The following is a 22922-nucleotide window of genomic DNA, read 5'->3' on the forward strand; positions in this document are numbered from 1 at the left end:
GTAGCACCGGCGCCCGGCGCGTGTCAGCCCTCGGCGGCCACCGCGTGAGCCCCTCGCGGACCCGGCGGACCCCAGCAGGAGTCCGCCGGAAGCCCGCCCGCTAGCCCGGCGGTCAACGCTACTGGCCGTAGAAAACCCGCTCGAACACGCTCCGGGCGCGCCGGCTGAGCCGCAGGTAGTCCTCCTCGAGCGCGGCGGCGTTGCCCTGCCCGTAGCCGCACCAGCGGGCCACCGCCTCCAGGTCCCGACGGGAGGAAGGCAGTACATCCGAGGCCCGGCCGGTCCAGATCACGTTGGCGGACCGGATCCGGCTCGCCAGGCGCCAGGCGCGGAGCAGGATCACCACGTCCCCCGCATCGAGGAGCCCGACGGCGCCAGCCGCCTCGAGCGCCTCGACGGTGGAGGTGGTCCGCAGCTCCGGATGCCGTCCGGCGTGCTGAAGCTGGAGCAGCTGGGCCAGCCATTCGACGTCGCTCAGGCCGCCGCGGCCCAGCTTCAGGTGCCGGGCCGGATCCGCGCCGCGGGGCAGCCGCTCCGCCTCCACCCGGGCCTTGACGCGCCGGACCTCGCGCGCGTCCTGTTCGGAGAGCGACTCGGGGTAGCGGATCGGGTTGATCAGTGCCACGAACCCGGCGGCCAGCTGGTCGTCGCCGGCCATCGGGCGGGCACGCAGCAGCGCCTGCGCCTCCCATACGAGCGACCACCGGCGGTAGTACTCCGCGTAGGACTCCAGCGACCGCACCATCGGCCCGCTCTTGCCCTCCGGACGCAGGTCCGCGTCCACCATGAGGACGCGCTCGGCGAGGATGGCGGGCTTGAGCGGCTGGGTCAGCAGGTTGGAGAGCCTGCTGACGATCTGCAGGGCCTGCTGCTGGGCCTCGTCCTCCGGGACGCCGGGAAGCCCGCGGTGCACGTACATAACGTCCGCGTCCGAGCCGTAGCCGATCTCCCGGCCGCCCTGCCGTCCCATGGCGACCACCAGCACATGTGTCTTGAGCGGCTCGTCGGCGGTGACCATGGTTTCCGCTACGCGCAGTGCGCCCAGGACCGCGGCCCGGTCCGTGTCGGCCAGCGCCGCGCCGACCTGGTCCTGGTCCAGCAGCCCTGCGCTGTCCGCGATCGCAATCCGCAGGATCTCGCGGCGGCGGATCAGCCGGATCAGGCGCATCGCGCTTTCCGGCTCCGCATGCCGGGACATCTTCGACACGATCTCCAGCCACTGCGCCTCGAAGGTCAGGGGCACCAGTTCCTTGTCCGAGCCGAGCCAGGCCACGGATTCGGGTGAGACTTCCAGCAGGTCCGCGATCAGGCGGGAGTTGGACAGCACGTGGCAGAGCCGCTCGGCCGCCGCCGTCGAGTCCCGGAGCATCCCGAGGTACCAGTGCGTGGTGCCGAGCGCTTCGCTGACCCGCCGGAAGGCCAGCAGCCCGGCGTCGGGGTCCACACCCTCCGCGAGCCAGCCGAGCAGGATCGGCAGGAGCTGGCGCTGGAGCGCGGCGCGGCGGCTGACTCCGGCGGTGAGGGCCTCGATGTGGCGCATGGCGCCGCTCGGATCGAGGTAGCCCAGGGCGGCGAGGCGCCCCTGCGCGGCTTCCGGGCTGAGCCTGGCTTCCTCGCTGCTGAGCGCAGCCGCGGTGTTGAGCAGCGGCCGGTAGAAGATGCGTTCGTGCAGCTCGCGGACGGAGCGTTTGGTCTTGCGCCAGGCCGCGACCAGGGCGTCGGGTTTGGGCCGTTCGCTGGAGAAGGGCCCGAGCACGGCTTTGGCGAGTGCCCGCAGCGAGGCTTCCTTGACCGGCATGAGGTGGGTGCGGCGCATTTGGAAGAGCTGGATCCGGTGTTCGAGGAGCCGGAGGTAGCGGTAGTCGCGGTCGAACTCGGCTGCGTCCGAGCGGCCGATGTAGCCGCCCGCTGACAAGGCGGCAATGGCCGAGGTGGTGTCCCGGCAGCGCAGGCTCTCGTCGGATTTGCCGTGCACCAGCTGCAGCAGCTGGACGGTGAATTCGACGTCGCGCAGTCCTCCCCGGCCCAGCTTGATCTGCCGCTGCTCCTCCTCGGCGGGGATGTGTTCGGTGACCCGGCGGCGCATCGAACGGACGGACTCCACGAAGCCTTCCCGGCCGGCGGAGGACCAGATCAGCGGCGCGACCGCGGCCTCGTAGCGGGCGCCGAGCTCGGTGTCCCCGGCGATGGTCCGGGCCTTGAGCAGGGCCTGGAATTCCCAGCTCTCGGCCCAGCGGGCGTAGTAGCTCTCATGCGACGCAAGGGTCCTCACCAGCGGCCCCGACTTGCCCTCCGGGCGCAGGTTGGCGTCGACCTCCCACAGCCCGGGTTCGCGGCCGATGGACATGATCGCCCGGGAAATGCCGGAGGCCAGGGCCGATCCGATCGTGTTGGCCCGTGAATCGTCGAGCTCGCCGGACTCGATCACGTAGATGACGTCGACGTCGGAAATGTAGTTGAGCTCGCGGGCACCGCATTTGCCCATGCCGATGACGGCCAGTCCGACGTCGGCCACCTCGGTGGCGCTGAAGTGCTCGGCGGCCTCGGCCCGCGAGACGGCCAGGGCCGCCTCGATCGCGGCGCCGGCCAGATCCGCCAGTTCCGCACCCGCGGCGGGCATAAAGTCCAGCGGATCGGCGGCGCAAAGGTCCTTGACGGCGAGCTCGACGAGGCCGCGCCGGTACTCCGTGCGGAGCGCCACGTAGCCTTCCTGCCCGGTCAGCGCCGCGACCGGGCGGGCGGATTTCGGGTCGGCCTGCACGGAGCGCAGCAGGCGGGCGCGCAGTTCTGCGGCGTCCGCTGCCCGCGGTTCCGGGCTGGCGGTCACCTCGAAGACATCAAGGTGCTCGGGGTGCCGGATCAGGAACTCACCCAGCGCCTCCGAGGCGCCCAGCACCCGGTACATCGGTTCGCTGCGTTCCGGGTCCGCGACCGCCAGCTTCCGCAGGTCCGGGTGCTTTTCGATCAGCCGGACCAGCGACTGCAGCGCCGTGTCCGGATTCGCGGCCAGCTGCAGCCCGGAGAAGAGGAGGTCCTGGTCCAGGCCCTCCAGTTCCGGGGCCGCCAGCCACCGTTCGCCGTTTTCCAGATCGCTGAAACCGGCGGCGATGAGGCGTCGTGCCAGGCTCACCGGGGCCGCCTAAAGGATGCCGAGGTTGCGCTGCAGCTCGTAGGGCGTGACCTGGAGACGGTAGTCCTGCCATTCGGCACGCTTGTTGCGCAGGAAGTGTTCGAACACCTGCTCACCCAGGATCTGCGGCATGAGTTCGGAGTCCTCCATCGAGCGGATGGCGTCGTGCAGGCTGGCCGGGAGCGGGTCGTGGCCCATCGCGCGGCGTTCGGCCGAGCTCAGCGACCAGATGTCGTCCTCGGCGGCGGCGGGCAGCTGGTAGCCCTCCTCGATGCCCTTGAGCCCGGCGCCGAGCAGCACGGCGTAGGCGAGGTAGGGGTTGGCGGCCGAGTCGATGCCGCGGTATTCGATCCGCGCGGACTGGCCCTTGCCGGGCTTGTACAGCGGGACGCGGACCAGGGCGGAGCGGTTGTTGTGGCCCCAGCTGAGGTAGCTGGGGGCTTCCCCGCCGCCCCAGAGCCGCTTGTAGGAGTTCACGAACTGGTTCGTGACGGCGGTGAATTCCGGGGCGTGCTTGAGGATGCCGGCGATGAACTGCCGGGCCGTCTCGGAAAGCTGGAACTCCGCACCGGCCTCGTAGAAGGCATTCGTGTCGCCCTCGAAGAGCGAGAAGTGGGTGTGCATGCCGGAACCCGGGTGGGCCGTGAACGGTTTCGGCATGAAGGTGGCGTACGTGCCCTGCTGGAGTGCGACCTCCTTGATCACCGTGCGGAACGTCATGATGTTGTCCGCGGTCTGCAGGGCATCCGCGTAGCGCAGGTCGATCTCGTTCTGGCCGGGGCCGGCCTCGTGGTGGCTGAACTCGACAGAGATGCCGACCGATTCCAGCATGGTCACGGCCGTGCGGCGGAAGTCCTGCGCCACACCGCCGGGAACGTGGTCGAAGTAGCCGCCCTCGTCCACGGGCACGGGGGCACCGTCCGGGCCCGGCTGCTGGGACTTGAGCAGGTAGAACTCGATCTCGGGGTGGGTGTAGCAGGTGAAGCCCATGTCCGCGGCCTTGGCCAGGTTGCGCTTGAGGACGTTGCGCGGATCAGCGGCGGAGGGTTCGCCGTCGGGCGTCAGGATGTCGCAGAACATCCGGGACGTCGCTTCGGTCTCGCCGCGCCACGGCAGGATCTGGAAGGTGGCGGGGTCCGGCTGGGCCAGCATGTCGGACTCGAAAACACGGGCGAGGCCCTCGATGGAGGAACCGTCAAAGCCCAGGCCCTCCTCGAACGCGCCTTCCACTTCGGCCGGGGCCAACGCCACGGACTTCAGCGATCCCACGACGTCGGTGAACCACAGCCGCACAAACCGCACGTCGCGCTCTTCGATCGTCCGCAGGACAAACTCTTGCTGGCGGTCCATACTGGCCCTCTTTCCGGTTCTTTCGTCCGTGCCCCAGGCCCGTCGTGCATGGGTCCCGCAGCTGCTCACCGTTCACTTTACTAATCATTGCCACCGATTGCTGGCGCGGCTGCCCCGCGTAACACGGCGTTAACACCGGGAGCCCCGAATTCGACGCCCCAGACCGGTTCCCGGGTCGTTCCGCCGGGAGTCGTGTGATGTGACTCACGCGCCCACGGGCTGAAGCCCAGTAGCTAGGACGCGAGGTGTCGCACTACGCTCGTGCCATGGCCTCAAGCACAAGCCCCGATTCCAGCATGCCCGCAGAACTAGCCGCCCCCTACGGCAACGGCCCGGCTCCCGCGGGCACGTCCGCGGCTGCGGAGACGTCCCCGGCTGCGGCCCCGAGCTCGACCCCGGGCTCGACGGCGGGCCAGGAGCCCGGCGCCCGGAAGCCGGTGGCGAAGATCCGCACCCACCACCTGCGCCAGGCCAAGCTCAACGGTGAGCGCTTTGCCATGCTGACCGCGTACGACCAGTACACGGCGGAAATCTTCGACCAGGCCGGCATCGAGGTGCTCCTCGTTGGCGACTCAGCCTCCAACAATGTCTTCGGCAACGAAACCAGCCTGCCCGTCACCGTCGATGAGCTGCTCCCCCTGTGCCGCGCCGTCACCCGCTCCGCCAAGCGCGCCCTCGTGGTGGCGGACCTTCCCTTTGGCAGCTACGAGGTCTCCGCCCAGCAGGCGGTGTCCACCGGCGTCCGGTTCCTCAAGGAAGGACTCGCCCACGCGGTCAAGATCGAGGGCGGGAAGTTCTATGCCGAAACCGTCCGGGCCATGGTCCAGGCCGGCATTCCCGTCATGGCGCATATCGGATTCACCCCGCAAAGCGAGCACGCCCTCGGCGGCTACCGGGTGCAGGGCCGCGGCGATGACGCCCAGCGGCTGATCGACGACGCCGTCGCCCTCACCGACGCCGGCGCGTTCTGCGTCCTGATGGAAATGGTGCCAGCGGCCACGGCGGCTGCCGTGGACGCCGCCGTCGATGTCCCCACCATCGGCATCGGCGCCGGCAACGCGACCACCGGCCAGGTACTGGTGTGGCAGGACATGGCGGGGCTCCGCGGCGGCCGGATGGCCAAGTTCGTCAAGCAATACGCGGACCTGCGCACCTCGCTCAGCGACGCCGCGAAGGCCTACGGCGAGGACGTGCGCTCCGGCCAGTTCCCCGGCCCCGAGCACTCCTTCTAGGCGGCCGGCCGCGGGCCGGTCCCCCGGGTCACCGCGGGCTAGCCTCCACGCCACCGCGGGCCGACCTTCCGAGCCACGGCTGCCGGTTTGCAGGGCCACCTCATCCTTCACGAACGATGCGGTGTTCCGCCCGTCCGGGCAGTCTGGCCATTGAGGGCCTGCATCAGGCCCCGGCAGATGCTCCGCCATTCCGGCCGGACTCGTGCGCGACGCGACGGGCCAGACACCGGCGGACACTAGTGGAGGAGTAGCCATGGACTCAATTACGACTGACTTCTGGGACGTCCTGCTGTGGAGTTTCTGGTTCTTTATCTGGATAGCGGCCCTGATGGTGTGGTTCCGCTGCCTGTTCGACTTGTTTGGCGACCGATCGCTCAGCGGCTGGGGTAAAGCCGGCTGGGTGATACTGCTGGTCTTCGTGCCCTGGCTTGGCGCCCTCATCTACCTGATCGCCCGCGGCCGCAGCATGACCGAGCGGCAGATGGCCCTCGTGGCCGAACAACAGGCTGCCCAGCAGGAGTACATCCAGAAGGTGGCCGGCAAGTCGGCCAGCCCGGCCAGCCAGATCGCCGATGCCAAGGCCCTGCTTGATTCCGGAGCCATCAGCCAGACCGAGTTTGAGTCCCTCAAAGCAAAGGCCATGGCCTGACCCGAGTCGACGGGCTGCGCCCGGTGTCCGGGGCGCGTTCATAGCTCTGCACGATCGGCAGCACCATCCCGGGGCTGTCCTGGCTACCCATGTGAAGGAGATCGACCATGTCCGCTCAGAGTGAGAACCCGGTTCTGGAGACCATCGGCGCCATTACTGACGCCTCCCTGGGACGCTCCGACCTGCCGGCCGACGCGCTGCTCATGATTCGCATCGCAGCCCTGGCCGCCGTCGACGCCCGGCCCATCTCCTACCTTGCCCACGTTGGCCCCGCGATCGAGTCAGGGGTTACGGCGAAGGATGTTCAAAACGTGCTCGTCGCCGTGGCCCCCATCATCGGAACGGCCCGGACGATGTCGGCCGCGATCAACATCACCGAGGCACTAGGTTTCGCGATCGCCGTCATGGAGGAAGAAACGGAGTAACGCGGGTCCCGGTATGAGACTTACCTGGCTGGGCCATTCCTCGGTGGTCCTGGATCTCGACGGCGTACGGGTCCTTACCGATCCGTTGCTTCGTCCTCATGCCGGGCTGTTGCGGCGGCTGGCACCCCGGCCGGACCCGGCGTCGTGGAGCCGGCCCGACGTCGTACTCCTCTCCCACCTCCACCACGACCACGCGGAGCTGCGCTCCCTCCGCATGCTGCCCGGAGCGGCCCTGATGAGTGCCCCGGCGAACGTCGCCTGGTTGCACCGCCGCAAGTTCCTGAACACAGTCCCCCTGGGCGACGGCTGGACCCCGGCAGGCCGCGGCGTCGAGATACGCCAGGTCCCGGCGGAGCATCGTCACCGCCCGATGCCGCACCGGCCCAACGACGCCCACGGGCAGCTGGTTCGGGGTCCTTCAGGCACCGTCTGGATCGCGGGTGACACGGGGCTGTTCGCCGGGATGGCCGGGATCCCTGACATGGCGGGCGGTTCGATCGATGTCGCCGTGGTGCCGGTCTGGGGGTGGGGGCCGAGGCTCTCGGCGGGGCACCTGAACCCCGAGACTGCGGCCCGCGCCGTCGCATGGAGCGGCGCGCGGTACGCCCTGCCGGTGCACTGGGGAACGCTGCACCCTCCCTTCGTCACACACTTTGCCCGGAGCTGGCTCGAGCTGCCCGGGCGCCGGTTCGCCGACGCGGTGGCGGAGCAGGCCCCCGGCTGCACGGCCGTCGTCCTCTCCCCCGGCGACTCGTGGGCCGCGCCGGCGTGAGCCGGGGCCCGTGAACCGCCCCTCGGGCCAGCCCACCGCAAATGGTCCGGTCAGTCAACGCGGGAACGCCGTCGTGGCGCGCTGGCCACAGGCCTCGAGCATCCCCACCAGGACCCGGTGGAGCTCATCGGCCCCCTCGATCCGCTCGGGCAGCCCGGCCATGAGATCGGCAGGACCGATCAGCATGGCGCGGTCCTGCCAGCCGCCGAGGCCGCCATGGGATCCGACCAGGCCCTCGAAGGCCGCGACGTCGTTGGTCACCGGATCAACCATGCTGTTGACGTAGAGGTCCGGAGCCGCGGGATCCATCAGGGCCCGCCGGAGGACCCTCGCCGCGTGCGCACCGAAGCCGGCCAACGGGTCCAAGCCCTCCACCGCACCGCTCGCGATGTCGAGGCGTCCGCCGTTCCCGACCGCCCATTCCCGGCCGTCTTCATCGATGCCCGCAACGAACCCGACGCCTGGATGGCCCACCAGGCCGGGGACCAGCGCCGGCCACTCCCTCTCGAGCGCCTCGAGCGTCCAGCGCCGGTCGCCCCGCACGTAGACCAGGCCCAAGTTGCCCGAGCCGAGCACGACCACCGGCTCCTCGGCGGCGTTGCCGTGATCCTGTGTCCGCTGGGCCTTGGTCAGCCCCTCGTCGGCGCGGGCGGCGAGCTTCCCGGTCATCCCCCCGGCCGCGATGTCGCCGGCGATGGAGTCGGCGCGCCCCAGCCCTTCGACGGACGCGTCCACAGTCTGTACGTGTTCCTGCATGAGGTCGGCACACAGATCGCCGAGCGTCTGGCCGTACCGGTCAGCGAAGGGAGTGCCCTGGGACTGGCCGTGGTCCGAGAGCACGACCAGCCGGTAGCGGCGGGGAGCGGAACCGGCGAGCCGGGCCAGGGACCCCAGCGTGCGGTCCAGGCCATCCAGGGAGGCGAGCGACTCGGGCCGGAAGACGCCTGCGTGGTGGGCGATCTCGTCGTAGTCCACGTAGTCGACGTAGATGCACTTCGTGCCACGACGCAGCTCCTCGGCCACCAGGGCCGTGTTCAGGTCACGCAGGAGACTGTTGGTCACTGCCCGCAGCAGGGCGAAGGTCCAGTCCCGGTGCACCCGCGGGTCGAAGTCACGCCGGACCTGTCGTCGGGCCTGCCACCGCTCCTTGAGGACCTCCCCTACGGTCCGCGTGAGGCTGCGCATGAACCCGTTCGGTGAGGTAAAGAACCAAGCGAACGCACGACGCGTCTGTGTGGAGCCGCGCCGGACCTCTACCCGGCTCATCGTCAGGAGCGACCGGGGCGCGTCACCGGTGAACAGGTTCGAAATGGAGACCCCGTCGTCGTACAGCAGGCCCTGTCCGGTGCTGTGCCTTTCCTCGATCACCCGGGCGTCCGCCGGACGGTTGGCCACCAGAACCCGCTTGAGCTCCCGGTCGTACCACCGGAAAGCGGGGATCCCGTCAACGGTGCCGTGCAGAATGCCCATCTGGCTGGCTGGGGTGGTGCAGGGGAGCTGGGGAGTCCATTCCCGGCACGTGTAGTCCCCCGAGGACAGCCAGCGCCGGATATGCGGTACCGCCCCGGACTGGACCGCCCACTGCAGCACCGGGAAAGGCACACCGTCGAGCTGCACGATCAGGACGCCGTCAACCTCCGGGTCGGTGACCGTGTTCTGCCGGCGTGCCCTGCCGGCCAGGGAGGTGATCAGGCCGTCATCAGTACCGGCCGTGGTGGCCCACGAAATGAGGGTAGCCACGACGGCACTGATCCAGGTTGCGGCAAGGGCGGTCCACGCCGTCGACTCGATACCGGGCACCAGACGGATGGCGATATACATGATCAGGGCCTGACCGACAACAGCAGTAAGGAGCACCGCCAGCCAGCCCACCCTGGCCGAGATCTCCACCAGCGCGGGGCGGAGGACCAGACCGACGACGCCAGCCACTGCTGCCACGACGGCGTAGTCCCACCAACTGGAAGCAGAGAACCCCGGCAGCAGCGCACCGGTGACGATGAGGGCAACCGTCGAGGCGGCCCAGGCAGCGCCCAGCCGGGTCAGGTCGGTGACTCGGACGCCGCGGGTGCGGGTATCGCTCGTCGGCATTTCCCCAGTATGGCCCGCGGCGACCGGCGGGCACTCATCCGCACCGGGTGAGAAAAATCAGCCCCGAGGGAGCATATGCGTTGGGCTGCCCGGGACGCTCTCACCGGCAGGGCCCGACGGCCGGACCTCGGGGCACGGCCGTGCTGAAGGCGGGCTCCACCGCCTCCGACTTCATCATTCGGTCAGGACCCCGGCCGGGACCCCCGCCTCGAACTGCCCGGAGCCCTTCCCTGACTGGAAACCTTCCACGGCCGGGCACGAATTCCCTGCAACGGTCCCGGAGCATCCACCCTGGCCAGCGCCCTTGAGGCCCTTGCCAGGAGTGCCTCCAGCTCCGTATTGGGTGATCGACCCTAGTCGTCCTCGTCGCCCTTTTCCCAGGACTCGTTGCGGGCCCTGACCTTCTCGAGGGCGTGTTCAGCTTCTTCCCGGGTCTTGTACGGGCCAATCAGCTGGCTCCAGTCGGACATGGCGTCCTCTTCAACCTCGTGCGTGTTGACGTTGTACCAGTACTCCGGCATCGATGCTCCTTCACTGATATTTCGTGGCCGTTGTTTATTTGCCTCCGGCCGTGCCTTATATGATCAATGTATGCCTTCTCTAGCCTCGACTGCACCCATCGGTACCCTGGTCCCGGGAGCCGTCAGTCCGCAGCTTCCCGTTCCGGCGTCGATCCCGCGTCCCGAATACGTGGGTAAGCCCGCACCGGCCAAGTTCACCGGCTCCGAGGTCAAATCGGCGGAGACCATCGAGAAGATCCGAATCGCCTCACGGATCGCCGCGCAGGCGATCGTGGAGGTAGGGAAGCACATCCAGCCCGGCGTCACCACGGACCAGTTGGACCGGGTGGGCCACGAGTTCCTGCTCGACCACAAGGCGTACCCGTCCACCCTCGGCTACCGAGGCTTTCCCAAGTCCCTGTGTTCGTCGTTGAACGAAGTCATCTGCCACGGCATCCCGGACAGCACGGTGGTCCGGGACGGGGACATCCTCAACATCGACATCACGGCCTTCATTGGCGGCGTGCACGGCGACACCAACTACACCTTCCTGGCCGGGGACGTCGACGAGGAATCCCGGCTGCTCGTAGAGCGCACGCAGGAGTCCCTGAACCGCGCCATCCGTGCCGTGGCCCCGGGCCGTGAAATCAACGTGATCGGGCGGACCATCGAGTCCTACGCCAAGCGCTTCGGCTATGGTGTGGTCCGCGACTTCACCGGTCACGGCGTGGGCGAGGCTTTCCACACCGGCCTGATCATCCCGCACTACGACGCCGCCCCCGCCTACAACACCGTCATCGAAGCCGGAATGGTCTTCACGATCGAACCGATGCTGACGCTTGGCACCGTGGACTGGGACATGTGGGCCGACGACTGGACCGTCGTGACCCGCGACCGCAAACGCACCGCACAGTTCGAGCACACCCTGCTTGTCACGGAGTCCGGCGCCGAAGTTCTGACGCTCCCCTGATTCCCGCTCCACCAGAAGATCCCGGTCTTCGCCCGTCGGCCCTGGGCCGCACCCTCCTAGCCCCGCCCCCTGCCACGAACGGAACCACATTGGCCAAGAAGGACGAGAAGTCGAAGAAGAACGCCCCGCTGATCGGCATTGACATCGGTGGCACCGGCATCAAGGGCGGGATCGTGGACCTGAAGAAGGGGAAGCTGGTCGGTGACCGCCTGCGCATGCCCACCCCGAAGCCCTCCACACCCGAATCCGTGGCCGAGGTCGTGGCCCAGGTTGTCGCCGAGCTGTCCGCCCGGCCCGATGCTCCGGCCCCCGACTCGCCGGTGGGCGTCACTTTCCCCGGCATCATCCAGCACGGCGTGGTTCACTCCGCCGCCAACGTGGACAAGTCCTGGCTGGAAATGGACATCGACGCAATGCTGACCGCCCGCCTGGGCCGGCCCGTGGAGGTCATCAACGACGCCGACGCCGCAGGCCTCGCGGAGGCACGCTACGGCGCCGGTGAATTTATCGAGGGCACCGTGCTCGTCATCACGCTCGGCACCGGTATTGGTTCCGCCTTCATCTTCGACGGGAAGCTTGTCCCCAATGCCGAACTCGGACACCTGGAAATTGACGGGTTCGACGCCGAAAGCAAGGCCTCGGCGGTGGCGCGTGAGCGGGACGGCCTGAGCTGGGAAGAGTACAGCGTGCTGCTGCAGCGCTACCTGTCGCACGTGGAGTTCCTGTTCTCCCCCGAACTGTTCATCATCGGCGGCGGCATCTCGAAGCGCGCAGACGAATACCTTCCGCGGCTGCAGCTGCGCACGCCCATCGTTCCGGCCGAATTGAAGAACGACGCCGGCATCGTCGGCGCCGCGCTCGAGATCGCACTGAAACACAAGCTCGCCAAGTAGCCAAAAGAGCTATCACTCCGGGTCGTTCTGAACGCTGGGAACGACCCGGAGTGATAGCTCTTTGTTGTGTGGTGCCGGTGGTGGCCGCGGCTTCCCCTCCGTTGCCACCACCGGAGTCTGTGAGCCGGCGCTCCTGGAACCGGCTTAGAGCGCGCTCTTCTGCTGGCTCGTGCCCTCGCGGCCCTTGGTCTCGGCCTCGTGGCGGAGCAGCGAAATGGCCGCTTCGAAGTCCTCCAGGGATTCGAAGGCCTGGTAAACACTCGCGAAGCGCAGGTAGGCGACCTCGTCGAGCCGCTGGAGCGGGTTCAGGATGGCGAGACCGACTTCGTGCGCGTCGATTTCCGCGGCGCCGGAGGCACGGATCGCCTCTTCGACTTCCTGGGCCAGCATCGCGAGGTCGTCCTCGGTGACGGGACGGCCCTGGCAGGCCTTGCGGACGCCGTTGATGACCTTGCTGCGGCTGAACGGCTCACCGACACCCGACCGCTTGATCACGGTCAGGCTGGTGGTTTCGACCGTGGTGAACCGGCGGCCGCACTCGGGGCACTGCCGGCGACGCCGGATGGCGGAACCGTCGTCGGCGATCCGGCTGTCCACCACACGCGAATCAGGGTTACGGCAAAACGGACAGTACATGACGTTTCCTCCCCTGTCGCAAGCGAATGGCCGGACGGTGATCGCCGTTGCAGATCGCCGGAGCGGTTGGCTCCGCCATCAGTTTACGACTAGATGTAGCTGAATAACAAGCCTGTAATTACTACATGTTGTGGTCAGGCGCCCTGCGGGAACCGGGCGGTGACCGCCTCGCCGTGCGCCGGCAGGTCCTCCGCCCCGGCCAGGCTCACGATGTGGCCGCTGACCTCTGCCAGGGCGGCCCGGGTGTAGTTGACCACCTGGATGGCGCGCAGGAAGGTGGTCACGTTCAGCCCCGAGGAGAACGCTGCGGTGCCGCTGGTCGGCAGCACGTGGTTGGAGCCGGCGCAGTAGTCGCCCAGGCTGACGGGGCTGTAGTCCCCCACGAAGATCGCCCCGGCGCTGCGGATCCGGCCCGCTACGACTGCCGCGTCCGCCGTCATGATCTCCAGGTGCTCAGCGGCGTAGGCGTTGCACGCCGCGATGCCCTCGTCCAGGTTGTCCACCAGGACGACGCCGGACTGCGGGCCGGAGAGGGCCTCGCGGACCCGCGCGCTGTGCCTGGTCGCTGCCGCCTGGCGCTCCAGTTCCACCCGGACGGCGGCGGCGAGGTCCTCGGAGTCCGTGATCAGCACGGACGCCGCCTTGGGGTCGTGCTCGGCCTGGCTGATCAGGTCAGCCGCAACGAGCCCCGGCTGTGCCGTGGCGTCGGCGAGGATCGCGATCTCGGTGGTGCCGGCCTCGGAATCGATGCCGACGACCCCCTTGACGAGGCGCTTCGCCGTGGCGACGAAGACGTTGCCCGGGCCGGTGACGACGTCCACCGGGTCCAGCCCGGCCCGGTCCTCCCCGGCCGGGATGCCGTAGGCGAAGGCCGCGATCGCCTGGGCGCCGCCGATGGCGTAGACCTCGTCAATCCCGAGCAGGCACGCCGCGGCAAGGATCGTGGGGTGCGGGAGCCCGCCGAAGTCCTTCTGCGGCGGAGATGCCAGGGCGATGGATTCGACGCCGGCGGCGAGGGCCGGGACGACGTTCATGATCACGGAGGACGGGTAGACCGCCAGCCCGCCCGGGACGTAGAGGCCAACGCGTGCAACGGGGACCCAGTTCTGGCTGACCACTGCGCCTTCGCCGAGTTCGACGTCGGTGTTCGCCGGCCGCTGGGCGTCGGCGAAAAGCCGCGCGCGCCGGATGGACTCTTCCAGTGCCGCCCGCACGGCGGGGTCGAGCCCGGCCAGGGCCGCCGTCAGCGCATCGGCGGGGACCCGGGGGTGTGACTGCTCCACGCCGTCGAAGGTCAGGGCGAGCTCGCTGAGCGCCTCGAAGCCCCGGGTCCGGACGGCGTCGATGATGTCCAGGACTTTGTGCTCGGCATCGGCCATGGTGCCGGCCTGCGCCCGGGGCACCGCGGCGCGGAGGCCGGCGAGGGTCAGCCGCCGGCCGCGGAGGTCGACGGTGCGGAAGTTGAGATCGGCGGGAACCGGGGGCGCAGTAACGGCGGGCACGGAGCTGTCAGCTGTAGGGGTCACCCGTTCATTTTACGGGCAGCCCCGGCGGGTCCCGCGCCTGTTACATCGGGACTGCGGGTTCGGGTCTGCTCGGCGGCATCGTAGTCAGGCCCCGGGACCAGTGTCCGGCGTCGTGAAGACAGTGTTCAGGAAGATGGTCAGTGCGGTTGCGGCGGGCCAGATCGCGAGGACGGCGAAGGACCGCAGCGAGAAGGCAATGCTGGCGCTGGCCGAGGTGTCTTCGGGCGCTCCCCACCAGAGGCCGCACACGACGCCGGTTCCCCAGGCTGCGAGGGCGCCCAGCGCGCCGGCTCCGACGGCGAGGACAACGTCCCGGCCGAACGGCGGGTTGTGTTTGCTGCCGGAGGCGACTGCGCCCGAAATGCAGCCGGCGAGCAGGAACAGGCCCGCCAGCACGAGGTCCCGCGGCAGCCACCCTTCCGTGTTGCCGCCGCTCCGCAGCTCCGGATTGCCCGAGAGCAGGTTCAGCCCGGAGGGCGCCAGGAGCCACCAGAGCAGCCCCACGGGGATGCCTGCGGCGGCGATGACGGCGGCCTTCCGCCACGACGTGGCGCGGACGCCGGCCACGTGGACCGGCTGGCCGGATGCAGCGTCCGGACCGGACCCAGTGAGCGGGAACCGGGAAGTCGCTCCCGGGGGATCCTGCGGGACCTGGCCGTGCACTGCGGGCTGTGTCATGCAACAAACCTTAACAAGCTTTCCCCCGGCGGGGCACATAACACTGTGTGTCCGCGGGTGACGTTCCACATGACGCCTCCGGGTAAATAAGTACCGCCGCCGTTCGCAGGCGCAATACGCTGGCAGGTAGGAACATCACACACGTGCAGCAGGGAGTTGGATCGCAGTGGCCACAGAGGACCAAGCCTTCGAGGGAACCTTCAAGGAAATGTTCCGCCGGCACGCGGCCGGCGTGGCCATCATCACCGCCAACTTCAACGGCGTCCCCTTCGGCTTCACGGCAACCTCCGTGGCCTCGCTCTCGGCGAAGCCGCCCCGGTTCACGTTCAACATGGCCCGCACTTCCAGCTCCTGGCCGGCCGTGGCCAACACCACGTATATCGGCGTCCACATGCTGGGGCTGGAGAACCAGTCGCTGGCCGACCGCTTCGCCCGCACCAGCAACCGCTTCGAGGGCGATCACTGGGCGCTCGGGCCCCATGAAGTGCCGATTCTGAATGACGTGGCCGGCTGGCTGATCGGCAAGATCCAGATGCGGCTCTCCTTCGAGAACAACGCCGTGGTTGTGGTCGAGGTCGTGGAAGGTGAGGTGGGCGCCGACGGCGCTCCCCTGCTCTACCACTCCGGCGCCTACGGCCAGCCCGCCCCGCTCGATTACGAGATCTGACCGGCTACCTCGCCTTGCGAGGTGACACTTAACGCCCATGTCTTTGAGTGGCATGGGCGTTAAGTGTCACCTCAGGGGTGCGCAGCCCAACCCGGGCCTGCGAACCCCTGCATATCAGTTGTCCAGGCAGGTCGGGCCGAGCAGGACCTTCAGGTCCCCGAACAGGGAGGGGCTGGGGTTCACGCGCAGATGCACCGGCAGGCCCATGATCTCCACCCTGGAGTCGCCCTGCAGGTGCAACCGGACCTCGGACTTGCCGCGGTGGGTGCGCAGCACGTCTCCGAGTTCGGTCACGACCGCTTCGGTCGCCTTGTGGGTCTGCATGGTGATCACCACCGGGCCGTTGAGGCCCTCGCTGAGGTCCGGGACGGACAGTTCCATGCAGTTGAGCGCGACGGCGCCGTCGTCGCGGCGCTGTAGCCTTCCCTTGACCACCACGATCAGGTCTTCGGCGAGCACGGACGCGATGGGGCCGTAGACCTGGCCGAAGAACATGACCTCGACGGAACCACCCAGGTCCTCGATCTCCGCACGGGCGTAGGCGTTGCCGCTGGCTTTCGCGATCCGCCGGCTCAGTGAGGTGATCATGCCGGAGATGGTGACGATGGTGCCGTCGTGGGGGCCGTCCTCGGCGATGAGCGAGGTGATGGACTGGTCGGCGTGCTGGCTCAGGACCCCCTCAAGCCCCTGCAGCGGGTGGTCCGAGACGTACAGGCCGAGCATGTCCCGTTCGAAGGAGAGCTTGTCCTTTTTCTCCCATTCGGGAAGATCCGGGATCTCGATGCTCAACGAGGCCTCGGATTCCGCCTCGTCGAACCCGGCGAAGAGGTCGAACTGGCCGATCGCCTCGTTGCGCTTGAGCGTGATGACGGAGTCGATCGCTTCTTCGTGGATCATCGCCAGGGCGCGCCGGTGGTGGCCAAGGGAATCGAACGCGCCGGCCTTGATCAGCGACTCAATGGTGCGCTTGTTGCACACCACCGCCGGGACCTTCACCAGGTAGTCCTTGAAGGAGGTGTAGGCGCCTTCCTTGTCCCGGGCGGCCACCATGGCCTCGACGACGTTGACGCCGACGTTGCGGATGGCCCCCATGCCGAAGCGGATGTCGGTGCCGACCGGGGTGAAGTTCAGCGCGGACTCGTTGACGTCCGGCGGCAGCACGGTGATGCCCATCCGCCGGCATTCGTTGAGGTAGATCGCCGACTTGTCCTTGTCGTCCCCGACGCTGGTGAGCAGGGCGGCCATGTACTCGGGCGCATAGTGGGCCTTGAGGTAGGCGGTCCAGTAGGAGATCACGCCGTAGGCGGCCGAGTGGGCCTTGTTGAAGGCGTAGTCGGAGAACGGCAGCAGGATGTCCCAGAGGGTCTTGACCGCGGCCATGGAGTAGCCGTTGTCCTGCATGCCCTGGGAGAAGCCGGCGAACTGCTTGTCCAGTTCGGATTTCTTCTTCTTGCCCATGGCGCGGCGCAGGATGTCGGCCTGGCCCAGGGTGTAGCCGGCGAGCTTCTGCGCCACGGCCATGACCTGCTCCTGGTACACGATCAGGCCGTAGGTGCCACCGAGGATTTCGGAGAGGGGTTCCTCCAGCTCGGGGTGGATCGGGATGACTTCCTGGATTTTGTTCTTGCGCAGGGCGTAGTCGGTGTGTGCGTTGGCGCCCATGGGGCCGGGCCGGTAGAGGGCCAGCACGGCGGAGATGTCTTCGAAGTTGTCAGGCTTCATGAGCTTGAGCAGGGAGCGCATCGGTCCGCCGTCGAGCTGGAACACCCCGAGGGTGTCTCCCCGGGCCAGCAGCTCGTAGGACGCCGTGTCGTCGAGTTCCAGCGCCTCCAGGTCCAGGTCGACCCCGCGGTTCATCTTGATGTTCTCGAGGGCGTCGGAAATGATCGTGAGGTTCCGCAGGCCGAGGAAGTCCATTTTGATCAGTCCGAGGCCCTCGGACGTGGGGTAGTCGAACTGGGTGATGACCTGGCCGTCCTGGAAACGGCGCATGACCGGGATGACGTCGATGATCGGGTCCGACGACATGATGACGCCGGCCGCGTGGACGCCCCACTGGCGTTTCAGGCCCTCGATGCCGAGCGCCGTTTCGAACACCTTGGCGGCCTCGGGGTCCGTGGCGATCAGCTGCCGGAAGTCACCGGCCTCGCTGTAGCGCTTGGAGTCCTTGTTCTGGATGTCCGCCAGCGGGATGTCCTTGGCCATCACGGCCGGCGGAAGGGCCTTGGTCAGCTGTTCGCCCATGCTGAACGGGTAGCCCAGCACGCGGGAGGAGTCCTTGAGCGCCTGCTTGGTCTTGATGGTGCCGTAGGTGACGATCATGGCGACGCGTTCGTCGCCGTATTTGCGGGTGACGTAGTCGATGACTTCGGAGCGGCGCCGGTCATCGAAGTCGACGTCGAAGTCGGGCATGGAGACGCGGTCCGGGTTGAGGAAGCGCTCGAAGATCAGGCCGTGGTGCAGCGGATCGAGGTCGGTGATGCGCATGGCGTAGGCCACCATGGACCCGGCGCCCGAACCACGTCCGGGACCCACCCGGATGCCGTTGTTCTTGGCCCAGTTGATGAAGTCGGCCACGACGAGGAAGTAGCCCGGGAACCCCATGGACGTGATGACGCCGAGTTCGTAGTCGGCCTGGGTGCGCACCTTGTCCGGGATGCCCTTGGGATAGCGGTACTGGAGTCCCTTGTCGACTTCCTTGACCAGCCAGGACGTTTCATCCTCGCCTTCGGGGCAGGGGAACCGGGGCATGTAGTTGGCGCCGGTGTTGAAGGACACTTCGCAGCGCTCGGCGATCAGGAGTGTGTTGTCGCACGCCTCCGGGTGGTCGCGGAACAGCTCCCGCATTTCCTGCGGTGACTTCAGGTAGTATCCGCTGCCCGAGAAGGCGAAGCGCGAGCCGCCGTTGTCATACGTGGGCTCCAGCAGGGTGGAGCCCGACTGGATGGCCAGCAGGGCCTCGTGCGCCTTCGCGTCGTGCTCGTGGGTGTAGTGCAGGTCGTTGGTGGCCACCAGCGGCAGGTTCAGTTCCTTGGCCAGGCGCAGCAGGTCACCGGTGACGCGCCGCTCGATGTCCAGGCCGTGGTCCATAAGTTCGCAGAAGTAGTTTTCCGCGCCGAAGATGTCGCGGAACTCGGCTGCCGCCTCGACGGCTTCCCGGTACTGCCCGAGCCGGAGCCGGGTCTGGACCTCGCCGGACGGGCAGCCGGTGGTGGCGATCAAGCCTTCGGAGTAGGTGTTGAGCAGCTGGCGGTCCAGCCGGGGCCATTTGCCGAAGACCGAGTCCAGGGAGGCGATCGACGAGGCACGGAACAGGTTCCGCATGCCCACGTTGTTGTAGCTGAGCAGCGTCATGTGCGTGTAGGCGCCGCCGCCGGAGATGTCGTCCTTGCGCTGGTTTTCCTCGCCCCAGCGGACGCGGGTCTTGTCCGTGCGTGCCGTCCCGGGCGTGACATAGGCCTCGACGCCGATGATCGGTTTGATGCCCTGGTCGGTGGCCCGTTTCCAGAAGTCGAAGGCGCCGAACAGGTAGCCGTGGTCCGTCGTGGCGAGGGCCGGCATGCCGAGCCGCTCGGTTTCGTCGAACAGTTCACTGAGCCGGGCGGCGCCGTCCAGCATCGAGTACTCGGTGTGGTTGTGGAGATGGACAAACGAGTCGTTGCTGGAAGTCACCGAATCATTCTAGTGCCGCGCACCGACCTTTCGGCGCGGCACTCCGGCCGCCGCCGGATCGGACAGGTCACATCCCGCGGCGCGGCAGGGGCGTCAGGCCTGTCCGGACTCCAGGACCTCCAGCGCGTACCGCAGGTCCTGCGGGTACTCGCTGGTGACCGTGACCCTCTCCCCCGTGCGGGGGTGGTCGAAGCCCAGCTGCCGGGCGTGCAGCCACTGCCGGGTGAGTCCCAGGGTGGCGGCGAGCCGCGGGTCCGCGCCGTAGGTCAGGTCGCCGGCGCAGGGGTGGCGCAGTGCGGCGAAGTGGACCCGGATCTGGTGCGTGCGGCCGGTCTCGAGGTGGACCTCCACGAGCGAGGCCTTCCCGAAGGCCTCCAGGACCTCATAGTGCGTGATGGAGTCCCGGCCGTCCTCGATCACGGCGAAACGCCAGTCGTGGCCCGGGTGACGGCCGATCGGCGCGTCAATGGTGCCGGCCAGCGGATCCGGAAGGCCCTGGACCACGGCGTGGTAGACCTTGTCCACGGTGCGTTCCTTGAAGGCCCGCTTGAGCGCGGTGTACGCCTCTTCGGTCTTGGCGACCACCATCACCCCGGACGTCCCGACGTCGAGCCGGTGGACGATGCCCGCGCGCTCCGGGGAGCCGGAGGTGGAGATCCGGTAGCCGAGGCCGGCCAGGCCGCCGACGACAGTGGGTCCCACCCAGCCCGGCGAGGGATGCGCGGCCACACCGACCGGTTTGTCGATGACGACGAATTCGTCATCGTCCAGCAGGATGTTCAGGCCTTCCACGACTTCCTCCACGATTTCCAGGGGGTCCCGGCGTGCCGGGACGGTGACGTCGAGCACGGCGCCGGGGGCAAGCTTGAGCGACTTTCCGACCGCCCTGTCCTTGCTGATGACGTTGCCCTCCGCGATCAGCACGGCGGCCTGTGAGCGGGAAATGTCCATGAGTTTCGCCAGCCCGGCATCCACCCGGCTTCCCGCCAGTTCATCGGGCACCACAAACCGGTAGGAGGCGGCAGCCGTGGCGCCGCCGGCGTCGGTGTCGTCGTCGACGTCTTCGGGCAGGATGTCCTCCGACGGGGCACCGGCCGGGGCCAGGTCCTCGGGGGCCAGGTCCTCGGGGGCCAGGTCCTCGGGCGTATTGTGCTCCGGCGCCGTACGCTCAGGAGTCATGTTTCACTGTGTCCTTCGTCAGGTGCGTGCCGTCCAGGGAGATCCCGCGCAGCGTCAGCAGGCAGATGATCACCACGGAGGACACCACGGCGGAGTCGGCGATGTTGAAGATCGCGAAGTTGGGGAGCTGGATGAAGTCCACGACGTGGCCCATGGCGAACGAGGGCTCGCGGAAGAGCCGGTCCGTGAGGTTGCCCAGCGCGCCGCCGAGCAGCAAGCCGAGGGCCAGGGCCCACCAGAGCGACCCCAGTTTGCGAAGCTGCAGCAGGATGGCGATGGAGACCGCCGTCATGATGATGGTGAACACCCAGGTGACGTTCTCGCCGATCGAGAACGCAGCGCCGGAGTTGCGGATGTAGTACCAGTGCAGCAGCGGGGGCAGCACCGGGATCCTCTCCCCCTCGGTCATGTTCCCGGTAACCCACAGTTTGGTCAGCTGGTCGAAGACGTAGGCGAACACCGCCAGGCCAAAGAAGACGGCGAGCAGCAGGGCACGGCGCGGCCGCGGTCTGGCGGGACCAGCGAGGGCCGGCTCGGCGGGCTGCGTGGCGTCAGGTGTTGGTGCGTCAGTCATAGGGCTTTCGTTCAGGGGCCAGTGCGGGGACTGGGAGCTGGTGCTTGGTCACGGCCGCCGGGGACCGATGAATGTCACTGGTTAATGCCAAAAGCCGGCGGCCGAGGAATCCTCAGCCACCGGCTTTCAGAATACTTGCTTATCGCCCTAGCTGTTGGCTTCGACCTCAGGGGCCGCGACGGAGCCGCGGGCATCCAGGTCACGCAGCTGGCCTTCGATGTAGGCCTTGAGGCGTGAGCGGTAGTCGCGCTCGAAGCCGCGGAGCTGCTCGACCTTGCGTTCCAGCACGGAGCGCTGCTGCTCGAGGGCGCCGAGGATCTTGCGGGACTTCTCCTGGGCGTCGTTGACGAGGCTGCTGGCCTCGATCTGCGCTTCGGCGATGATTTTGTCGCGCTGCTGCTCGCCGTCGGCGACGTGCTTGTCGTGCATCTGCTGCGCCATGGCCAGCAGGCCTGCAGCGGACTCGGCTGCCGGGGAGGCGACGGTGCGTGCCGGGGCGGCTGCCTGCTCGGCTTCCTTCTTCTTGGCAGCTTCAGCAGCCTTGGCAGCTTCGGCGGCCTTGGCCTCGGCCTCGGCCTTGGCGCGGTCATCCTTCTCGACCTTGACGGGTGCCGGAACCTTTTCCACGACCGGAGCCGCGGCGGCGGAGCTGGCAGGCGTGCCGGCGCCCAGTTCGGCGAGCTTCTTGCGGAGCTCGTCGTTCTCCTGGTTCAGGCGTCGCAGTTCGACGACGATCTCGTCCAGGAAGTCATCAACTTCATCCTGATCGTAGCCTTCGCGGAACTTGGTCGGCTGAAAGCGCTTGTTGACAACGTCTTCTGGCGTCAAAGCCATCTGGTCACCTCGTTGGTCTAGTTAGTCAGTAGGCCTTTCGGCCATCAAACTACGGTACCTAAATATGGTCTGGTTACTCTAATTCAACACCGCAGTGTCAAACCGGAGTTTTCTATCTGTTGGTGGCTGCGGACAGGGTCCGCGGCCCGGCTACGCAACGACGGGCTGGGAGAACACCAGGAACTTGGCTACCGCCATGGCAATGGTGACCGCCACGAAGAGCAGCAGGAAGCCGAGGTCCAGGGAGATTCCCCCCAGCCGCAGCGGCGGGATGAGCCGACGGAGCAGTTTGAGGGGCCTGTCTGTGACCGAATACACAGCGTGCGCGGTGACGAGGGCCGCGCCGTGCGGTCGCCAGCTCCGCGCAAACATCTGCACCCAGTCGAAGATCAGTCGGATGATGAGGGCAACAAAGAACAACAGCAGGGCGATATAGACAAGTCCGAAAACAATTCCCATGAGTTAACTCATATCTCCATGTTCATTCCGGATACCGCAGTGTCCTCTTGATAGTTACGCCTCTATTTCAACACGGAAATTTCAGCACGGATGCCAGACAAGGTGTCCTTGCCTGGCATCCGTCGGAAGAATCCTCGGCTAGCTCTGGTTGAAGAAGCTCGCCTGTGTCTCGCTGACCTTCTTGTCATCGCCGATGACTTCAACGTACGACGGCGACAGCAGGAAGACCTTGTTGGTGACCCGCTCGATGCTGCCGCGGAGTCCAAAGACCAGCCCCGCGGAGAAGTCGACGAGTCGCTTGGCGTCCGCTTCGCCCATGTCGGTGACGTTCATGATGACGGGGATGCCGTCCCTGAAGCTTTCACCGATGAGTTTCGCGTCGTTGTAGGACCGCGGGTGGATCGTGGTGATCTGGCGGAGTCCGGTGTGCTCTTCACGGCTTGATGCCGCTCGCTTGATGGGTGTCACAGGTGCGCGATATTCCTCTTCAGCGGCGTAGGGCTCTTCCTTGGGGACCTCGCGGACAGGCGCCGGTGCGCGGCGTTCCTCGCGGTCATGATCCATGGAATTGTCCTCATCCTTGTGCGATGTTTGGTGCTCGGACTCATAGTGTTCGTCGCCATCGGCGAGCCCAAGATAGATCATTGTCTTGCGCAGAGCGCCGGCCATGGTCGACTCCTAATCGTGT

At 67.6% G+C, this 22922-nt stretch carries 20 protein-coding genes; 7 read left to right on the top strand and 13 right to left on the bottom strand.

What is annotated here, in order from left to right; genetic code table 11:
* Positions 1–118: 118 nt before the first annotated feature.
* Both J2W14_RS13165 and glnA read right to left on the bottom strand, forming a co-directional pair.
* A complete protein-coding gene (locus tag J2W14_RS13165; protein ID WP_307463091.1) occupies positions 119–3130 on the bottom strand; it encodes a bifunctional [glutamine synthetase] adenylyltransferase/[glutamine synthetase]-adenylyl-L-tyrosine phosphorylase in 3012 nt (1003 codons plus the stop codon).
* A 9-nt stretch (positions 3131–3139) separates the two neighbouring features.
* The gene (gene glnA / locus J2W14_RS13170; protein WP_282383217.1) at positions 3140–4480 is read right to left on the bottom strand and encodes a type I glutamate--ammonia ligase; all 1341 of its coding nucleotides are present in this window, start codon (positions 4478–4480) and stop codon (positions 3140–3142) included.
* A 266-nt stretch (positions 4481–4746) separates the two neighbouring features.
* Here glnA and panB point away from each other — a divergent pair, with 266 nt between their 5' ends.
* The 4 genes from panB to J2W14_RS13190 all read left to right on the top strand — a co-directional run bounded on the left by panB (position 4747) and on the right by J2W14_RS13190 (position 7558).
* On the top strand, positions 4747–5712 hold the full coding sequence (panB, locus tag J2W14_RS13175) for a 3-methyl-2-oxobutanoate hydroxymethyltransferase (protein ID WP_307463095.1): 966 nt from the start codon (positions 4747–4749) through the stop codon (positions 5710–5712).
* Positions 5713–5965: 253 nt separating this feature from the next.
* Positions 5966–6361: an SHOCT domain-containing protein gene (locus J2W14_RS13180; RefSeq protein WP_307463097.1), complete on the top strand. Its 396-nt coding sequence runs from the start codon at positions 5966–5968 to the stop codon at positions 6359–6361.
* A gap of 107 nt (positions 6362–6468) precedes the next feature.
* On the top strand, positions 6469–6786 hold the full coding sequence (locus J2W14_RS13185; RefSeq protein ID WP_307463100.1) for a carboxymuconolactone decarboxylase family protein: 318 nt from the start codon (positions 6469–6471) through the stop codon (positions 6784–6786).
* Positions 6787–6799: 13 nt separating this feature from the next.
* Positions 6800–7558, top strand: a complete 759-nt coding sequence (locus tag J2W14_RS13190; protein WP_307463104.1) for an MBL fold metallo-hydrolase — start codon at positions 6800–6802, stop codon at positions 7556–7558.
* 54 nt (positions 7559–7612) lie between these two features.
* Here the strand turns inward: J2W14_RS13190 and J2W14_RS13195 are convergent, their stop codons facing one another.
* Positions 7613–9646 (bottom strand): phage holin family protein, encoded by a 2034-nt coding sequence (locus J2W14_RS13195; RefSeq protein ID WP_307463106.1) that lies wholly within the window; start codon positions 9644–9646, stop codon positions 7613–7615.
* Positions 9647–9999: 353 nt separating this feature from the next.
* The gene (locus J2W14_RS13200; protein WP_307463109.1) at positions 10000–10167 is read right to left on the bottom strand and encodes an SPOR domain-containing protein; all 168 of its coding nucleotides are present in this window, start codon (positions 10165–10167) and stop codon (positions 10000–10002) included.
* A 70-nt stretch (positions 10168–10237) separates the two neighbouring features.
* Between J2W14_RS13200 and map the strand changes: the two genes are divergently transcribed.
* Both map and ppgK read left to right on the top strand, forming a co-directional pair.
* Positions 10238–11116 carry a type I methionyl aminopeptidase gene (map, locus tag J2W14_RS13205; protein ID WP_307463112.1) on the top strand — a complete coding sequence of 293 codons (879 nt, stop codon included), beginning with the start codon at positions 10238–10240 and terminating at the stop codon, positions 11114–11116.
* An 89-nt stretch (positions 11117–11205) separates the two neighbouring features.
* On the top strand, positions 11206–12009 hold the full coding sequence (ppgK, locus tag J2W14_RS13210) for a polyphosphate--glucose phosphotransferase (RefSeq protein WP_282383593.1): 804 nt from the start codon (positions 11206–11208) through the stop codon (positions 12007–12009).
* A gap of 144 nt (positions 12010–12153) precedes the next feature.
* Here ppgK and nrdR read toward each other — a convergent pair whose 3' ends face one another.
* The 3 genes from nrdR to J2W14_RS13225 all read right to left on the bottom strand — a co-directional run bounded on the left by nrdR (position 12154) and on the right by J2W14_RS13225 (position 14849).
* A complete protein-coding gene (nrdR, locus tag J2W14_RS13215; protein ID WP_307463116.1) occupies positions 12154–12645 on the bottom strand; it encodes a transcriptional regulator NrdR in 492 nt (163 codons plus the stop codon).
* 134 nt (positions 12646–12779) lie between these two features.
* On the bottom strand, positions 12780–14171 hold the full coding sequence (gene hisD, locus J2W14_RS13220; protein ID WP_307463118.1) for a histidinol dehydrogenase: 1392 nt from the start codon (positions 14169–14171) through the stop codon (positions 12780–12782).
* Positions 14172–14255: 84 nt separating this feature from the next.
* Complete coding sequence (locus J2W14_RS13225) at positions 14256–14849, bottom strand: hypothetical protein (protein WP_307463120.1); 594 nt, start codon at positions 14847–14849, stop codon at positions 14256–14258.
* A 208-nt stretch (positions 14850–15057) separates the two neighbouring features.
* Here J2W14_RS13225 and J2W14_RS13230 point away from each other — a divergent pair, with 208 nt between their 5' ends.
* The gene (locus tag J2W14_RS13230) at positions 15058–15516 is read left to right on the top strand and encodes a flavin reductase family protein (RefSeq protein WP_307463415.1); all 459 of its coding nucleotides are present in this window, start codon (positions 15058–15060) and stop codon (positions 15514–15516) included.
* 114 nt (positions 15517–15630) lie between these two features.
* Here J2W14_RS13230 and dnaE read toward each other — a convergent pair whose 3' ends face one another.
* From dnaE to J2W14_RS13260, 6 genes are all read right to left on the bottom strand, one after another.
* A complete protein-coding gene (dnaE, locus tag J2W14_RS13235; RefSeq protein ID WP_307463123.1) occupies positions 15631–19188 on the bottom strand; it encodes a DNA polymerase III subunit alpha in 3558 nt (1185 codons plus the stop codon).
* A gap of 93 nt (positions 19189–19281) precedes the next feature.
* Positions 19282–20367 (bottom strand): RluA family pseudouridine synthase, encoded by a 1086-nt coding sequence (locus tag J2W14_RS13240; protein WP_307463126.1) that lies wholly within the window; start codon positions 20365–20367, stop codon positions 19282–19284.
* Positions 20357–20941, bottom strand: coding sequence for a signal peptidase II (gene lspA / locus J2W14_RS13245; protein ID WP_307463129.1), 585 nt, complete (start codon positions 20939–20941; stop codon positions 20357–20359). Before lspA ends, J2W14_RS13240 begins: the two co-directional genes overlap by 11 nt.
* A 147-nt stretch (positions 20942–21088) precedes the next feature.
* Positions 21089–21775 carry a DivIVA domain-containing protein gene (locus tag J2W14_RS13250; RefSeq protein ID WP_307463132.1) on the bottom strand — a complete coding sequence of 229 codons (687 nt, stop codon included), beginning with the start codon at positions 21773–21775 and terminating at the stop codon, positions 21089–21091.
* A 150-nt stretch (positions 21776–21925) separates the two neighbouring features.
* A complete protein-coding gene (locus tag J2W14_RS13255) occupies positions 21926–22234 on the bottom strand; it encodes a YggT family protein (RefSeq protein WP_307463135.1) in 309 nt (102 codons plus the stop codon).
* A gap of 138 nt (positions 22235–22372) precedes the next feature.
* On the bottom strand, positions 22373–22903 hold the full coding sequence (locus J2W14_RS13260; protein ID WP_307463137.1) for a cell division protein SepF: 531 nt from the start codon (positions 22901–22903) through the stop codon (positions 22373–22375).
* Positions 22904–22922: the final 19 nt, after the last annotated feature.

The organism is Pseudarthrobacter oxydans, from assembly GCF_030812335.1.
GTDB classification, from domain to species: Bacteria; Actinomycetota; Actinomycetes; order Actinomycetales; family Micrococcaceae; genus Arthrobacter; species Arthrobacter oxydans_B.